Consider the following 14,573-nt stretch of genomic DNA (forward strand, 5'->3'; position numbering starts at 1 on the left):
CCGGAGGCGCCTGGCTTTGCGTGGCGCCCGGAGGCGGCCACCCGCCGGCGGCCCGCAGACACGCCCTCCTTGCGTTGGTCGCGCTCGGGCGCGCCCGCCGTGCCGGCCCCGCGGGCCGTCACCGGTCTCCCCCGACGGCCATGTAGAGCCAGAGCAGCGCCTTGCGCGGGCTCTCGGAGGTGCGGTGCTGGAGGAACTGCCAGCCCGAGCGCAGCGCGCGTTCGGCCAGCATCTCGCGCCGCTCGGCAAGGCGGGAGACATAGGCCTCGCGCAGGGCGCGGGCGCGCTGGGTCTCGAAATCGACCACGCCGGCCATGGAGCGGAAGATCAGCCGGCCGTCGAAGGGGAAGCTCTCCTCCGCCGGGTCGAGGATCTGCACCAGCGCGCCGGAGACGCCGGATTCCGCCGCCCGGGCGATGGCGTCGAACAGGTCGGCGCTCGGGCCCATGAAATCGGAGAGGAAGACGGCCCGGCCGCCGCGGGTGAGGGGGTCGGCCGGCGGCGCGCCGTAATCGGGGCGCTCCTCGCGGCCGCGGGAGAGCTCGAGCGCGATGCGGGTGAGCTGGTTCTCGCCCGGCCGCGGGCGCGACTGGGCCGAGCCCATCAGCCCCACGCGCTCGCCGCCGCGCACCAGCAGCACCGAAAGGGCGAGGGCCAGCAGCGCCGCGCGGTCGGCCTTGGAACGGGGGGCGGCGTCGGAGCGGTAGTCCATCGCCTGGGCGTCATCGGCCCAGATCTGCACGCTCTGGGCCGATTCCCACTCCATCTCGCGGATGTAGTAGGAATCCGAGCGCGCGGAGTGCCGCCAGTCGATCGCGGCGGCGCTGTCGCCCGGCACGGCGTGGCGGTATTGCCAGAAGCTCTCGCCCGGCCCCGCGCGCCTGCGGCCGTGCACGCCCGCCACCACCGTATGCGCCAGCCGCTCGGCCTCGGCCATCAGCGGCGGCAGCGCACCGGAGATGCGCTCCGCGTCGCGGCGCAGCCATTCCGCGGTGCCGCCGGGGCGAGACGCGCCTGCGCTCATGCCGCCTCGGCCCGGCGGGTCACGGTGTCGACCAGCTCGTCGATCACGCTCTCCAGCGTCTGGCCCTCGGCGCGGGCGGCAAAGCCCAGCGCCATGCGGTGCTTGAGCGCCGGGCGGGCCAGCGCCACCACATCCTCCAGCGAGGGCGCGAGCCGGCCCTGCAGCAGGGCGCGGGCGCGCACCGCGAGCATCAGCGCCTGGGCGGCGCGGGGGCCGGGGCCCCAGCTCACCGCGCGGTTCACCCGCTCGGAGGCGCCCTCCTCGCCCGGGCGGGCGGAGCGCACGAGGTCGAGGATCGCGTCGACCACCGCCTCGCCCACCGGCAGGCGCCGCACCAGCTGCTGGGCGGCCATCAGGCTCGCCGGGTCGAAGACCGCACTCGGCGTGCTCTCGGCGAGGCCGGTGGTGGCGAGCACGATCTCGCGCTCGGCGGCGCGGTCGGGGTAGGTCACGTCGACCTGCAGCAGGAAACGGTCGAGCTGGGCCTCGGGCAGCGGGTAGGTGCCCTCCTGCTCGATCGGGTTCTGGGTGGCGAGCACGTGGAAGGGCACCGGCAGGTCGCGCCGCGCGCCGGCCACGGTGACATGGCGCTCCTGCATCGCCTGCAGCAGGGCGGACTGGGTGCGCGGGCTGGCGCGGTTGATCTCGTCGGCCATCAGCAGCTGGCAGAAGATCGGGCCCTGAATGAAGCGGAAGGCGCGGGAGCCGTCCTGCGCCGTCTCCAGCACCTCGGCGCCGAGGATGTCGGCCGGCATGAGGTCCGGCGTGAACTGGATGCGCGCGCCGTCGAGCCCGGTGACGGTGCCCAGCGTCTCCACCAGCCGGGTCTTCGCGAGGCCGGGGGCGCCGACGAGCAGGCAGTGCCCGCCCGAGAGCAGGGTGATGAGCGTGAGGTCCACGACCTCCTGTTGGCCGATGACGCGGAGCGCGATCTCCTCGCGCGCCCGCGCCAGCCGCGCTCCGGTGGCCTCGATCTCGCCGAGCAGTGCCGCGCCGTCTTCCACGCCGTCCTGCGCGCCGGTCTTCGCCCCGAATTCGCTCATGCCGTAAAACTCCCGCTGGGGCCCGTGGAGGGCAGGGCCACAAGATGCCGTGCGGCATGGGAATGCCGCTCCGTTCAGACTACGTTGAATCGGGGGCGTGTCCAGTCCGCCCCTGACGCAGATTGGAGGGGAAGCGATGCCGACCGATCAAAAACCCGCGACGAAGCCTGGCACGCCCAGCGCCGAAGGGCTTGCCGAAACCGTGCGCGCCGCGGCCCGCAAGGGCCCGCCCCCGGTGCACCTGTGGGATCCGCCCTGGTGCGGCGACCTCGACATCCGCATCGCGCGGGACGGCACGTGGTTCTACCTCGGCACGCCGATCGGGCGCGAAGCGCTCGTCCGCCTCTTCGCCTCGGTGCTCAAGCTGGAGAATCATCGTTACTACCTGGTTACCCCGGTGGAGAAGATCGGCATCACGGTGGAGGATGCGCCCTTCGTCGCGGTCGATTTCCGCATCGAGGGCGCGGGCCATCACCAGCGCATCACCTTCACCACCAACGTGGGCGACGAGACGGTGGCCGGCCCGGAAAACCCCATCCGGGTGGAGCGCGACCCCGAGACGGACGAGCCCGCACCCTACGTGCACGTGCGGCGCGGGCTGGAGGCGCTGATCGACCGCAAGAGCTTCTACCGGCTGGTGGAGGCGGGGGCGCATCACGCGGGCTGGTTCGGCCTCTGGTCGGACGGGGCGTTCTTCCCGGTCATCCTCTCGGAGGAGATGCAGGAGAGCTGAGCGGGCGCCGGAGCCGGTTTCCCCGAGGCCCTTCCCGTGCGAGACTGGCCGGGTTTTCGACCAGAGTCATTCTTGCAGATATTTTCGGGAGGTGCCGATGGCGTCCTGTCCCAGGTGCCACGGGGGCGGCTCCGTCCAGGGCGATCACCCGCCCTGCGGCCGCTGCGGCGGCAGGGGTTTCACCGGCTCGGATACCACGCAGCGCTGCGGCAGCTGCGCCGGTACGGGCCGGATGGCCTCACGCGAATGGGTGACCTGCCCCCATTGTTCCGGCACGGGGACCGACCCCTTCGCCCCGCGCCCCGCGGCCGCGCGGAAGGCCTCGGGCGAGCCGCGCCCGCCGGCCGGCAGGACGCGGCAGGACGCGGCGGCAGCGCAGGACAGCCCGGCCTGGCTCACCCTCGTCACGGCGGGGGTCACCGCAGGCTGGGCGCTGTTCTTCCTCGCCCCGGGCTTCGGGCCCGGACCGATCGACGACTGGGCACCGCTGGCGCTGGCCGGGCTCGCCGGACTGGCCGGGGCGCTGCTGTGGCGGCTCGCGGCGCGGGTGGTGCTGTTCTGCGGCGTGTTCCTGCTCGCATGGGGCTGGCTCCGGGCGGAAGCCGGCTTCGACGCGGCCTGGGTGGCGCCGGCGCTCGGCCTCGTCGCGGCGCTGGTGGCGCTGCGTGCCTGGCAGGTGGCGGCGATGCTGATGCTGGCCGCGGCCGGGTTCGTGCTGCTCCTCGCCACGCAGGACGGGCTGAGCCCGGAGCAGGTGCGGGGCATGGCGGCCGGGCTGGTCGACAGGCTGCTGCGGCCTCTCGGGGGCGGCTGACCCGGCCCGGGCGGGCTCACGCCCCGCCGAAGAGCCGCCGCAGGCGCTTCACCCGCTTGCGCACCGAGCGGGCCAGCCGCTCGGGCAGGCTGCGCGGGCGGCGCGGCTTCGTGGGGTCGTCGACATGGCGCTCCCAGCCGATGTGGCGCACGGCCGGGTTTCCCAGCACGGCGTAGCGGAAGCCGCGCTTGCGGAACCAGTAGGAGATGTCCTCCTCGCCGCCGATCGCCTCGATGGGCGCGGCGGCGCGGAAATCGGAGAGCCGCCGCAGGCCGGGGTTGAAGGAATAGCCGAAATATTCCGGGTGCAGCCGGGTGTCGAGCGGGTAGCAGGGCACGCCGCCCACCTCCTCCAGTTCCGAGCCGCGCACCAGCGGGTTCAGCTCCTGCAGGTCGCGCAGGCTCACCATGGAGATGTCCGGCCGCGCCTCGAGGATGCGCGCGCTCTCGGCGATGAAGCCCTTGCGGAAGAACTCCCAGTCATCCTCGCAATGGAAGACGTAAGGGGTTTCGATGGAGGCGTAGAGCCGGTCGATGGAGGCCATCTGGCCCAGCCGCTCGCCGTTGACCATCACCCGCACCGGCACCGACTGGCGCGCCGCCACCTCGCGCACCCGCTCGTCGCCGCCGTCCTCGATCACCACGATCTCCGCCGGGGGCACGTCGAGATGGTCGATGAGCGAGCGCAGCGTGGCGTCGAGCAGGTCGAAGCGGCCGCAGCTGGTCAGGGCCACGGTGTAGACAACCCCGCCCGCCTCCGGTACACCGCCCATTGTCATCAAGAAGCCCCCTTTCGGCCCGAATGCGGACCCCTATTAGATGGTTCACTCCCCCGCAGGCAAGGCTCCGCTGAGCTGCTACATCCGCACGCTCAACGAGGAACGCCGCATTGCCGACGTGGTCCGCGCGGCGCTGCGCGTGGCCGACGAGGTGATCGTGGTCGACTCCGGCTCCACCGACCGCACGCTGGAACTTGCCGTGGCCGAGGGCGCGCGCATCGTCGACCAGCCCTTTCTCGGCCAGGGTTTCCAGAAACGCGTGGGCGAGGACGCCGCCCGGCATGACTGGCTGCTCGACCTCGACGCGGACGAGGTGGTGCCCCCTGCCCTGGCCGACGAGATCGCCGCGCTGTTCGCGCAGGGCGAGCCCTCCGGCCCGGTCTACGCGCTGCCGATGATCATCTGCCCGCCCGACGGCCCGGCCTGGGAAGGCTTCTCCATTTCCTGGCGCAACAAGCTCTACGACCGCCGGCGCCTGCGCATGCCCGAGCACAGGCGCTACGACCAGCTCGAGCTGCCCGCCGATGTTGCACCGCAGCGAATGGCCAACCCGATCCATCATTTCGCCTTCCGCGACATCGCCAACCTGGTCGCCAAGATGAACGGTTCCAGCACGCGCGGCGCGGAGGGCTCGAAGCGCAAGGGCCGGGCGGTGCTGGCCCTGCGCATCCTGTTCGGCATGCCGGCCTACATGCTTCAGCACGTGGTGATGCGCGGCAGATGGCGCGGCGGTCTCTATGGAGTGGCCGTGGGTACGGTACTCGCCTGGGGCCGATGGCTGCGCGACGTGAAGATGTACGAACTCCACCGACGCGAGCAATGGCACCGCCGGAATCCGCCGAAATAGCCAATGATCACAAGGGGTGCGCAGCCATCCTTCACCTGCCCAAATTTTGGACACTCGCGCGTCGGGGTATGTCGTTTTGTCGCGGAGCACCGGTTTTTCGGGTAGTCAGTGATTGTGTTTTGCTGCAATGCAGTCCAAAAGCCAAAAGAAACTTTTTCCCCCCAGGCGCATCCGCGAGGAGCGCGCCGCCAGAAGAAGCGAGAGCCTCATGACCACGCCGAATGTAGCGCCGATTCCGGAGCTGTATGTGTCCTACGACAGCGCCGCTAAGCTGAAGCTGGAAGCCGCGGAGCTTTTCTCCATCGACCTGACGCCGCGCCAGCTTTGCGACCTCGAGCTGCTGATGAACGGCGGGTTCTACCCTCTCAAGGGCTTCCTCTCGGAGGCGGACTACAACGGTGTCGTGAAGGACATGCGCCTGGCGGACGGCACGCTCTGGCCGATGCCCATCACCCTCGACGTGTCCGAGGAGCTGGCCGGCAAGGTCGAGCCCGGCCAGGACGTGGCGCTGCGTGACCAGGAAGGCGTGATCCTCGCCATCATGTCGGTCTCCGACAAGTGGGAGCCGAACAAGGCCCTCGAGGCCGAGAAGGTCTTCGGCGCCGACGACCTCGCCCACCCGGCGGTGAACTACCTGCACAACACCGCGGGCAAGATCTACCTCGGCGGCCCGATCACCGGCATCCAGCAGCCGATCCACTACGATTTCCGCGCCCGCCGCGACACGCCGAACGAGCTGCGCGCCTATTTCCGCAAGATGGGCTGGCGCAAGATCGTCGCCTTCCAGACCCGCAACCCGCTGCACCGCGCGCACCAGGAACTCACCTTCCGCGCCGCGAAGGACGCGCAGGCCAACCTGCTCATCCACCCGGTGGTGGGCATGACCAAGGCCGGCGACATCGACCACTTCACCCGCGTGCGCTGCTACGAGGCCGTGCTCGACAAGTACCCGGCCGCGACCACCCACATGTCGCTGCTGAACCTCGCCATGCGCATGGCGGGCCCCCGCGAGGCCGTGTGGCACGGCATCATCCGCCGCAACCACGGCTGCACGCACATGATCGTCGGCCGTGATCACGCCGGCCCGGGCAAGAACTCCGCCGGCGAGGATTTCTACGGCCCCTACGACGCGCAGGAGCTGTTCCGCACCTACCAGGACGAGATCGGCTGCGAGATGGTCGACTTCAAGCACATGGTCTACGTGCAGGAGCGCGCCCAGTACGAGCCGGCCGACGAGATCGAGGAAGGCGTCACCGTCCTCAACATCTCCGGCACCGAGCTGCGCCGCCGCCTGATGGAAGGTCTCGAGATCCCCGAGTGGTTCTCCTTCCCCGAGGTGGTGAACGAGCTGCGCAAGACCAAGCCGCCGCGGGCCCAGCAGGGCTTCACCGTGTTCCTCACCGGCCTCTCCGGCTCGGGCAAGTCCACGATCGCGAACGCGCTGATGGTCAAGCTGATGGAGATGGGCGGCCGCCCCACCACGCTGCTCGACGGCGACGTGGTGCGCAAGCATCTCTCCTCCGAGCTCGGCTTCTCCAAGGAGCACCGCGACATCAACATCCGCCGCATCGGCTATGTCGCCTCCGAGATCACCAAGAACGGCGGTATCGCGATCTGTGCGCCGATCGCGCCCTACACCGCGACCCGCCGCTCGGTGCGCGAGATGATCGAGGCCTACGGCGCCTTCGTCGAGGTGCATGTCGCCACCCCGCTCGAGGAGTGCGAGAAGCGTGACCGCAAGGGCCTCTACAAGCTCGCGCGCGAAGGCAAGATCAAGGAGTTCACCGGCATCTCGGACCCCTACGAGGAGCCCGCGAAGCCCGAGCTGCGCATCGACACCCAGGGCACGGATGTCGACTTCTGCGCCCAGCAGGTGATCCTGAAGCTCGAGCAGATGGGCCTGATCGGCTCCGAGCGCTGATCGCCCTCGACTGACGCCACCCCGGCCCCGGCCGGAACAGGCCCGCGCAGCCCCGCTGCGCGGGCCTTGCTTTTGCGCCGGCCCCCGGCAATGCTCGGTGGTCAACGGGGGGTAAGTGTACATGACAACGGGCAGAACCATCGTCGGCGGAAGCCGGGACGATACGCTTGCGGGCGGCAGCGGAGACGACACGATCGCGGGCTGGGGTGGAAACGACGTTCTCACCGGCAAGGCGGGAGACGACATCCTCGTCGGCGGCTTCGGCAACGACATCCTGTTCGGCGGTATCGGGGACGACCTGCTCTACGGCGACGAGGGACTGGACACGATCCACGGCGGCGACGGCGATGACGTGCTCCTCGGCGGCCCGGGCGGCGACGCGCTCTACGGCGGAGCCGGAAACGACATCTTCGTCGCCCACGAGACATATGGCGTCGGCCCGAACACCATCGACGGCGGGGCCGGTTTCGACGTGCTCTCCTGGCAGGACGCCGTGGAAAGCCTGGCCTTCCGGGTCGATCTCGGCGCCGGCCTGCTCATCGGCCCGCGCACCCGCGACACGTTCACCGGCATCGAGGCGGTGGTCGGCACCCAGGGTGACGACGTGTTCATCGGCGGCACCGATCTCAGCGTCTTCTACGGCGGCGGCGGCAACGACACGATGGTCTGGCGCGGCGGCGACAGCTACTTCTACGCCGACGAGGAGCTGGGCCCCTACCACGACCCCGACACCGCGGATTTCTCCGCCGTCACGACCTCGCTGCGCTACGACCCGAGCCGGGGCTACATCAGCATCGCCGGCCATGCCGGCGCCGTGGTGATGCAGGGCATCGACGCGGTCATCGGCTCGGCCACCGGGCGAAACCACTACACCTCGACCGGCATGTCCTCGCAGTTCCACGGCGGCGCCGCTGCCGATCTCTTCGCCACCCGCGGGGCGTCCGACACGCTGTACGGCGGGGCGGGGAATGACCGGTTCATCACCCGCGAGATCGGGCTCAGTGCCTTCCATGGCGATGACGGCGACGATTACTTCCGTGTCGACCGCGGCACGCATGCCCTCGTCTACGGCGGCACCGGGGATGACCGGGTCGTGGCCGGGCTGCACACGCTCGACGCCGATCTCGGTGCCGGGAACGACACTCTGATCGTGCTCGCCGCCCAGCACGTCACCGCCGACGGCGGCGCGGGCCGCGACAGGGTGGTGATCCACAAGGGTGGCATCGACCTGCTCAGCAACTTCGAGGAGATCGTCACCCGGATGCCCTTCTACCGCATGACGGTGGAAGGCGATCACCGGGTGCACCTCACCCTCGCGGACGCGCGCAACGATTTCCGGCTGGACGCGGACGCGACCGTGGTGATGGGCGAGGTGCGCAACACCATCAGCTTCAGCGGGGGCGACCTTGTCCTGCGCGGCCGCTCGGCCGACGACCAGGTGTACGACGGGCTCCACGGCGAAGGCCCGCGCGGCGATACGGTGCATTTCTACGGCGGCGGCGGCAACGACGGGCTCAGCCTCGCCCGCCACACCGGCAGGGCCTACGGCGGCGACGGGGACGACGGCCTGCGCCTCGGTGGCACCGAGGCGGCGCCGGCTTTCCTCGCCGGCGGCGCGGGCGACGACCAGCTGCGGCTCGACTGGGGCGAGGTGCATGGCCAGGCCGGCGATGACCGGATCATCGGCGGCTCCGGCCCGCTCTACGGCGAGATCGGCAACGACCGCATCGTCGGCTCCGGCCACATGTATGGCGGCGCCGGCAACGACACTCTCGAGACACCCTGGCGCCCGCAGCAGCAGGAGCTCGGCCTCACCGCCTGGCTCTACGGCGGCAGCGGCAACGACAGGCTGCTCAACGCCGGCCACCAGTACGGCGGCGCGGGCAACGATTACCTGACCCTGCGCATCGACGGCACCTATGCCGAGGGCGGCACCGGGGCCGACCGGTTCGAGATCCACGTCGACGCGGGCGCCGCCACACCCGCCATCACCATCGGGGATTTCGACGCGGGCGCGGACAGCCTGCGGTTGCGCGGCGACCATGGCACGCCCTGGCGCGTCACCTCCTTCGACGAGGCGCAGTGGATACAGCAGGTCGGCGATGACACGGTGATCCGGTTCCGCGCCCCGGAGGGCTATGCCCAGCCCGGCGGCATGGTCATCACCCTGCAGGATTTCGACATGTCGCTCCTCACCGACGACCTCCTGTTCTGATCCTGCCCTCCGGGCCCCGCGCGGCCGCGCCCCGGAGAGGGCGCGGCCAGCGCCGAGCGGGGGCTCGATGCCCCCCGAGGCGCTTGCTTCTTCAGGGGGGATACGCCCGGGGGATCAGCTCTCCGGATGGCCGTCCCAGGGGCGCAGGGGGGTGCCGGGTTCCGCGTCGTCGGCGCCGGCCAGCATGCCCATCGCGGCACCGCCCGAAGTGGCGGCGGAGCCGGTCACGAACACCACCTTGCCGCCGGCCTCGGCCGCGGCCGTGAGCGCTTCCATCTCGTTGATCGAGGTGAAGAATTTCAGCCCCGCGTCAGGCCCCAGCCCGGTCTCGCCGCTGAACAGCTTCAGCGCCTCGGCGTTGCCCTCGGCCACGATCTTGCGGAAGCGGGCATAGGCCTCGCCCTTGATCTGCAGCGCCTCGCCGTCGGCATTGGCGCGGGCCACCATGCGGATGCGCTCGGCCTCGGCCTCGTTGGTCGCCGCCTCGCGCAGCCGCTCGGAGGAGATCACCCGGTCGAAGGCCGCGCGCAGGTCTTCCGAGGGCTGGGGATCGTCCACCAGCACGTTCTCGATGTGGTAGCCGAACTCGGCCATCCGCTCGGTGAGCGTGCGCTCGATCTCGCTCTCGAAGAAGTCGCGCGACTGGAACAGCGCGTTGAACGGCTGGGAGGAGGCCGAGGAGCGCACCTGGTTCACCACGTAGGAGCGGATCTGCCCGGCCGGGCTCTCGAGCAGGTAGTAGGCGTCGCGCTCGGCGCCCTGCTTCACCCGGTACTGCACCCGGATCGGCACCACGACGAAGGCGTTGTCGGAGCTCTTCACCTCCACCTCCTCGCCGATCTCGCGCAGCTTGGTGGAGAAATTCGCCGTGGCGTTCTGGATCGGCCAGGGCAGCTTGAGCGACAGCCCGGCCCTCCGCACGCTGGTGAACTTGCCGAAGGTCTCGATCATCCGGACATGCCGCTCGCGGGTGATGACGATCATCGACGCCCCCAGCGCCAGCACGAGGATGACGACGACGACCAGGATGGGGAGATTCTCGGCAAGCATGACGCGGGTCCTTTCGGAAACGGATACGAGGGGGGCGGATCATCGCGAAGCGGGCCGGGGCACGCAAGCGGAAAGCCCCCCGGGGCGGGGGCGGCGCATGCGGCTGCCGGGCGTGGCAACCACCGGCCGGTGGCCGGCCGGTCACGGGAGAGGCCGCGGGGGGGGGTGAGGCAGTTTCCCTCCCGCGCCGGCGGCGCGCTGCCCTTCCGCGCCGGCGGCGCGCCGTCCCTCAGCGCGCCTCGGCGAGCGAGGCGCCGCCGGAGGGTTCCTCGCCCTCGATGGCCCGGCGCGCGGCGCCGGCGGCGGCCTGTTTCTCCTCCTCGGTGAGGGTCTTGTCGCCCACCCGGTCGGGAATGTGCACGGTGACCTCGCGATGGGCGAACTTGATGCCGTTCTCGGCGAAGACCTCGCGGATACGCTGGTAGACCAGCTTGCGCGTGGTCCACTGGTCGCCCGGGCGGGTCATGAACTTCACCCGCACGATCATCGCGCTGTCCTCCATCATGTAGACCCCCTGGCTCTTGAGCGGCTGCACGAACTTGTGGCCCTCGGTGGGGTGTTCCAGCAGCTCCTGGCCGAGCTTCTTGATCACCTTGCGCAGCTTGTCCACGTCGGTGTCGTAGGTGAGGCGCAGCGGCAGCTTCATCATCACCCAGTCGCGCGAATAGTTCGTGAGGTGGCGGATCTCGCCGAAGGGGATGGTGTTGAGCGCGCCGAGGTGGTGGCGCAGCTGGAAGGAGCGCAGCGAGATCTTCTCCACCGTGCCCTTCACCTCGCCCACGTCGATGTACTCGCCCTTGCGGAAGGCGTCGTCGAGCAGGAAGAACATGCCCGAGAGGATGTCGCGCACCAGCGTCTGGCTGCCGAAGCCGATGGCGAGCCCGACCACGCCCGCACCGGCGAAGAGCGGCGCCACGTTCACCCCGAGCTGTGCCGCCACGATCAGCGCAACCGCGGCGAAGACGCAGATCAGCACGAAGCTGCGCACCAGCGGCAGCAGCGTGCCCAGCCGGCTGGCGGCACTGCCGGCCCCGCCCTCGTCGCCGGGCTCGAGCGCGGGCGTGTCGTACACGCCTTCGTCGCGGATCTTGCGATCCATCCAGATGCGCACGGCGTGGAAGAAGATGTAGCCGAGGAAAACCGTGTCGACGATGTCCCCCGCGAGGTTCCAGAACGAGCCCTCCTCCATGACCTCGGTGCCGACCCAGAGCCGCACCAGCAGCCAGGCCGAGATGCCCAGCGCCAGCAGCGAGGCGGCGCGGCGGGCGAGGTCCTCGAAGGTGGTCATGCCGTGGCGGAAGCCCGGCATCGTCTCCTGGGAGAGCGGCCGCGAGACCACCGTGCCGCCGCCCTCCTCGTCGCCGTCGCCGTCCATGTCGCTCTCGTCGCCCTCCCAGGCGGCGGTGGCGAGGGCCTCGGTCTCGCGCTCGGCCCGGGCGCGGCGCGCCTCGGCGGCGGCGCGGTTGAGCTGTGCCGCGCGGCGGGTGTGGATGAACACCCGCTCCACCGCGAACATGATGATGGCGTAGACGATGAGCGAGATGAGGAAGATCCAGAAGCCCGAGACGATGCCCGGCACCCCCGGCAGGCCCATGATCTCGCGGTAGCTCGCCATCACCCAGGAGAAGGCGAGGTAGAGCACCGCCACCGGCGCCCAGAGCCGCGAGGCCACCACCACCAGCCAGCCCGAGTCGCGCCGCGGCCGGCCGGCGAGGATGGCCGCCGTGACCGCGTCGCGGTTGGTGAGCAGCAGCACGATGAGCAGCAGGGTGCTGATCAGCCCGAAGCCCACCCGCACCAGGCTGAGCACCTCGGCGCTCACCCCGACCATCTCGAGCCAGAGCTGGATGCCGATCATCACCACCACCGCGGCCGAGGTGCCGGAGAGCCAGAAATACATCCGCACCGCCTGCGCGTCGGACATCCGGGGAATGCGGTAGCGCGGCAGGTAGGGCGAAACGATCATCCGCCAGGTGGTGTCGACCGAGACCATCACCGCGTAGCTGCCCAGCAGCACCAGCGCGGTGCGCAGGGTCACGTGCTGGCGGTCGAAGAAGAACACCCCGAGCCCCAGGGTGACCAGCAGCACGATGGCGAGCCCCAGGAGGGTGAGCGCGACCCGCAGCGCGAGCACCGGCAGCTTCTCCACGATGCCCTCCGGCGCCGGGCGCTGCACGCTCACCATGATCGGCCGGGCCACGTAGGCGGCGTAGAGCGAGCTCACCGCGCGGCCGATCACCAGCAGGATGGCGATGAACACCAGCAGGCCCACGAAGAACAGCGGGTCGCCCCCCGGGGCCGAGCTGCGGATGGCGCGCAGGATCTCGCTGCCCGCCCCCGGCGCGGCGGAGAGCACCCGTTCGGCGCGCTGGCGGAACACGTCCACCCGCTCGGAGGCGGCGTCGATCATCACGCCCGCATCGCTGCCGGAGATGCGCCCGTAGGCCTCCAGCTCGGGCGGCAGCGGGGCGCGCAGCACGGCGGCGCCATCGCCCGCGGGCGCCGGGGTGCTGCCCGGCGCGGCCCCTCCGCCGCTGCTGCCGCCGCCCAGCGCGCCATAGCCCCCGGCGCTGCCCGGGCCGCCGGCCTGCTGGGCCATCGCGGTCTGCGCCGGCAGCAGCACCGCCAGCCCCAGGACCAGCAGCAGGACGGACAACAGCATCTGCGGGAACTTCATGCGTTCCGAACCTTTCATTTCTCGCGCGCCACCCCAGCTATCGTGCCGCGCCCCGCCGGAGCAACGGGCCACCGGCCGCGCAGGATAGGCAATCCGCCGGGGCATGCATAGTGCGCACCCGGCTGTGCAGGCAGTGCAGAAAACCGTTGCCATGCCGGCGACGGGCCTGCATGACTCGGGTTCGAGGGGGGCGACGGAGCGCGCTTGCCGCAAAGGGGGACCGGGCCGACCATGGATGGATCGTCCGCACTGGCAGACGGCAGGGCGCCCGCCGCTCGGCGCGTCCTGCTCTACAGCCATGACACGTTCGGGCTCGGCCATCTGCGCCGGTCGCGCACCATTGCGCAGGCGCTGGTGGCGGACGACCCCGAGCTGTCGGCGCTCATCGTCACCGGCTCGCCCATCGCCGGGCGGTTCGACTTCGCCGACAGGGTGGACCACGTGCGCCTGCCCGGCGTGGTGAAGCTGGCCGACGGCGAGTATGCCTCGCACAACCTCGGCATCCCGCTGCAGGAGACCGTGCGGCTGCGCGCCGAGATCCTCTCGGCCACCGACCGCGCCTTCCGCCCCGACCTGCTCATCGTCGACAAGGAGGCCTGGGGCTTCCGCAACGAGCTGGGCCCGACGCTGGAGGCCGCCCGCGGCCGCGGCGCGCGCATCGTGCTCGGCATCCGCGACGTGCTCGACGAGCCCGAGGCCCTGCGCGCCGAATGGCAGCGCAAGGGCCACATGGAGGCGATCGAGCGCTTCTACGACGAAATCTGGGTCTACGGCCTGCCGCAGATATGCCGGCCGCTGGAGGGGCTCGGCCTGTCGCCGCGCTGGGAGGAGGAGGACCGGCTGGTCTACACCGGCTACCTGCGGCGCGAGCCGCCCGACTGGCCGCCCATCGGCACCCGCCCGCCGGACGACCCCTACATCCTCGTGACCACCGGCGGCGGCGGCGACGGCACCTTCCTCGTCGACTGGGTGCTGAAGGCCTACGAGGCCGACCCCGGGCTCGATATCCCCGCCGTGCTGGTCTACGGGCCGTTCATGGCGCCCGACAGCCGCAGCGAGTTCGACCGCCGCGCCGCGAAGCTCGGCAGCCGCATCCGCGTGCTCTCCTTCGACAGCCGGCTGGAGCGCTGGCTCTCCGAGGCGCGCGGCGTGGTGGCCATGGGCGGCTACAACACCTTCTGCGAGATCCTCACCCTCGACAAGCCGGCGGTGATCATGCCGCGGGTGAACCCGCGCCAGGAGCAGCTCATCCGCGCCTCGGCCGCCGAGCGGCTCGGCCTCGTGCGCATGCTCTACGGCCCGCGCGACGGCGAAGGGCCCGAGGTGATGGCCGCCGCCATCGCCGCGCTGCGCGACCAGCCGGCCCCGGCCAGCCGCGCCCTGCCCGGCATGCTCGACGGGCTGGAGATCATCAAGCGCCGCGTGCGCCTCTGCCAGGACCTGCCGGCGGAGGCCGATAGCCGTTGACCCC

11 protein-coding genes are annotated in these 14,573 nt (G+C 71.0%); 6 read left to right on the forward strand and 5 right to left on the reverse strand.

Features of this window, described 5'->3' with window-relative positions; all coding sequences use genetic code 11:
* Positions 1 to 118 precede the first annotated feature (118 nt).
* Both D3P35_RS04095 and D3P35_RS04100 read right to left on the reverse strand, forming a co-directional pair.
* Positions 119 to 1,024: a DUF58 domain-containing protein gene (locus tag D3P35_RS04095; RefSeq protein ID WP_118133197.1), complete on the reverse strand. Its 906-nt coding sequence runs from the start codon at positions 1,022 to 1,024 to the stop codon at positions 119 to 121.
* Entirely contained in the window at positions 1,021 to 2,028 is a 1,008-nt protein-coding gene (locus D3P35_RS04100; RefSeq protein ID WP_370030206.1) for an AAA family ATPase, read from the reverse strand. Before D3P35_RS04100 ends, D3P35_RS04095 begins: the two co-directional genes overlap by 4 nt.
* Before the next feature lie 175 nt (positions 2,029 to 2,203).
* Between D3P35_RS04100 and D3P35_RS04105 the strand changes: the two genes are divergently transcribed.
* Together D3P35_RS04105 and D3P35_RS04110 are read left to right on the forward strand one after the other, a co-directional pair.
* Complete coding sequence (locus D3P35_RS04105; protein ID WP_118133199.1) at positions 2,204 to 2,800, forward strand: DUF1285 domain-containing protein; 597 nt, start codon at positions 2,204 to 2,206, stop codon at positions 2,798 to 2,800.
* A gap of 232 nt (positions 2,801 to 3,032) precedes the next feature.
* A complete protein-coding gene (locus tag D3P35_RS04110; protein ID WP_118133200.1) occupies positions 3,033 to 3,614 on the forward strand; it encodes a hypothetical protein in 582 nt (193 codons plus the stop codon).
* Between the two features lie 16 nt (positions 3,615 to 3,630).
* Here the strand turns inward: D3P35_RS04110 and D3P35_RS04115 are convergent, their stop codons facing one another.
* Positions 3,631 to 4,392 (reverse strand): glycosyltransferase family 2 protein, encoded by a 762-nt coding sequence (locus D3P35_RS04115; RefSeq protein WP_118133201.1) that lies wholly within the window; start codon positions 4,390 to 4,392, stop codon positions 3,631 to 3,633.
* A gap of 40 nt (positions 4,393 to 4,432) precedes the next feature.
* Between D3P35_RS04115 and D3P35_RS04120 the strand changes: the two genes are divergently transcribed.
* The 3 genes from D3P35_RS04120 to D3P35_RS04130 all read left to right on the forward strand — a co-directional run bounded on the left by D3P35_RS04120 (position 4,433) and on the right by D3P35_RS04130 (position 9,375).
* Complete coding sequence (locus D3P35_RS04120; protein ID WP_118133202.1) at positions 4,433 to 5,239, forward strand: glycosyltransferase family 2 protein; 807 nt, start codon at positions 4,433 to 4,435, stop codon at positions 5,237 to 5,239.
* 208 nt (positions 5,240 to 5,447) lie between these two features.
* The gene (locus tag D3P35_RS04125; protein ID WP_118133203.1) at positions 5,448 to 7,160 is read left to right on the forward strand and encodes a bifunctional sulfate adenylyltransferase/adenylylsulfate kinase; all 1,713 of its coding nucleotides are present in this window, start codon (positions 5,448 to 5,450) and stop codon (positions 7,158 to 7,160) included.
* A gap of 121 nt (positions 7,161 to 7,281) precedes the next feature.
* Positions 7,282 to 9,375 carry a calcium-binding protein gene (locus tag D3P35_RS04130; protein WP_118133204.1) on the forward strand — a complete coding sequence of 698 codons (2,094 nt, stop codon included), beginning with the start codon at positions 7,282 to 7,284 and terminating at the stop codon, positions 9,373 to 9,375.
* A 114-nt stretch (positions 9,376 to 9,489) separates the two neighbouring features.
* Here the strand turns inward: D3P35_RS04130 and D3P35_RS04135 are convergent, their stop codons facing one another.
* Positions 9,490 to 10,425: an SPFH domain-containing protein gene (locus tag D3P35_RS04135; RefSeq protein ID WP_118133205.1), complete on the reverse strand. Its 936-nt coding sequence runs from the start codon at positions 10,423 to 10,425 to the stop codon at positions 9,490 to 9,492.
* A gap of 229 nt (positions 10,426 to 10,654) precedes the next feature.
* Positions 10,655 to 13,102, reverse strand: coding sequence for a mechanosensitive ion channel family protein (locus D3P35_RS04140; RefSeq protein ID WP_232830374.1), 2,448 nt, complete (start codon positions 13,100 to 13,102; stop codon positions 10,655 to 10,657).
* A gap of 231 nt (positions 13,103 to 13,333) precedes the next feature.
* Here D3P35_RS04140 and D3P35_RS04145 point away from each other — a divergent pair, with 231 nt between their 5' ends.
* A complete protein-coding gene (locus D3P35_RS04145; protein ID WP_198670455.1) occupies positions 13,334 to 14,569 on the forward strand; it encodes a glycosyltransferase family protein in 1,236 nt (411 codons plus the stop codon).
* Positions 14,570 to 14,573: the final 4 nt, after the last annotated feature.

It is taken from the genome of Oceanicella sp. SM1341, assembly GCF_003448965.1.
GTDB lineage: Bacteria > Pseudomonadota > Alphaproteobacteria > Rhodobacterales > Rhodobacteraceae > Paroceanicella.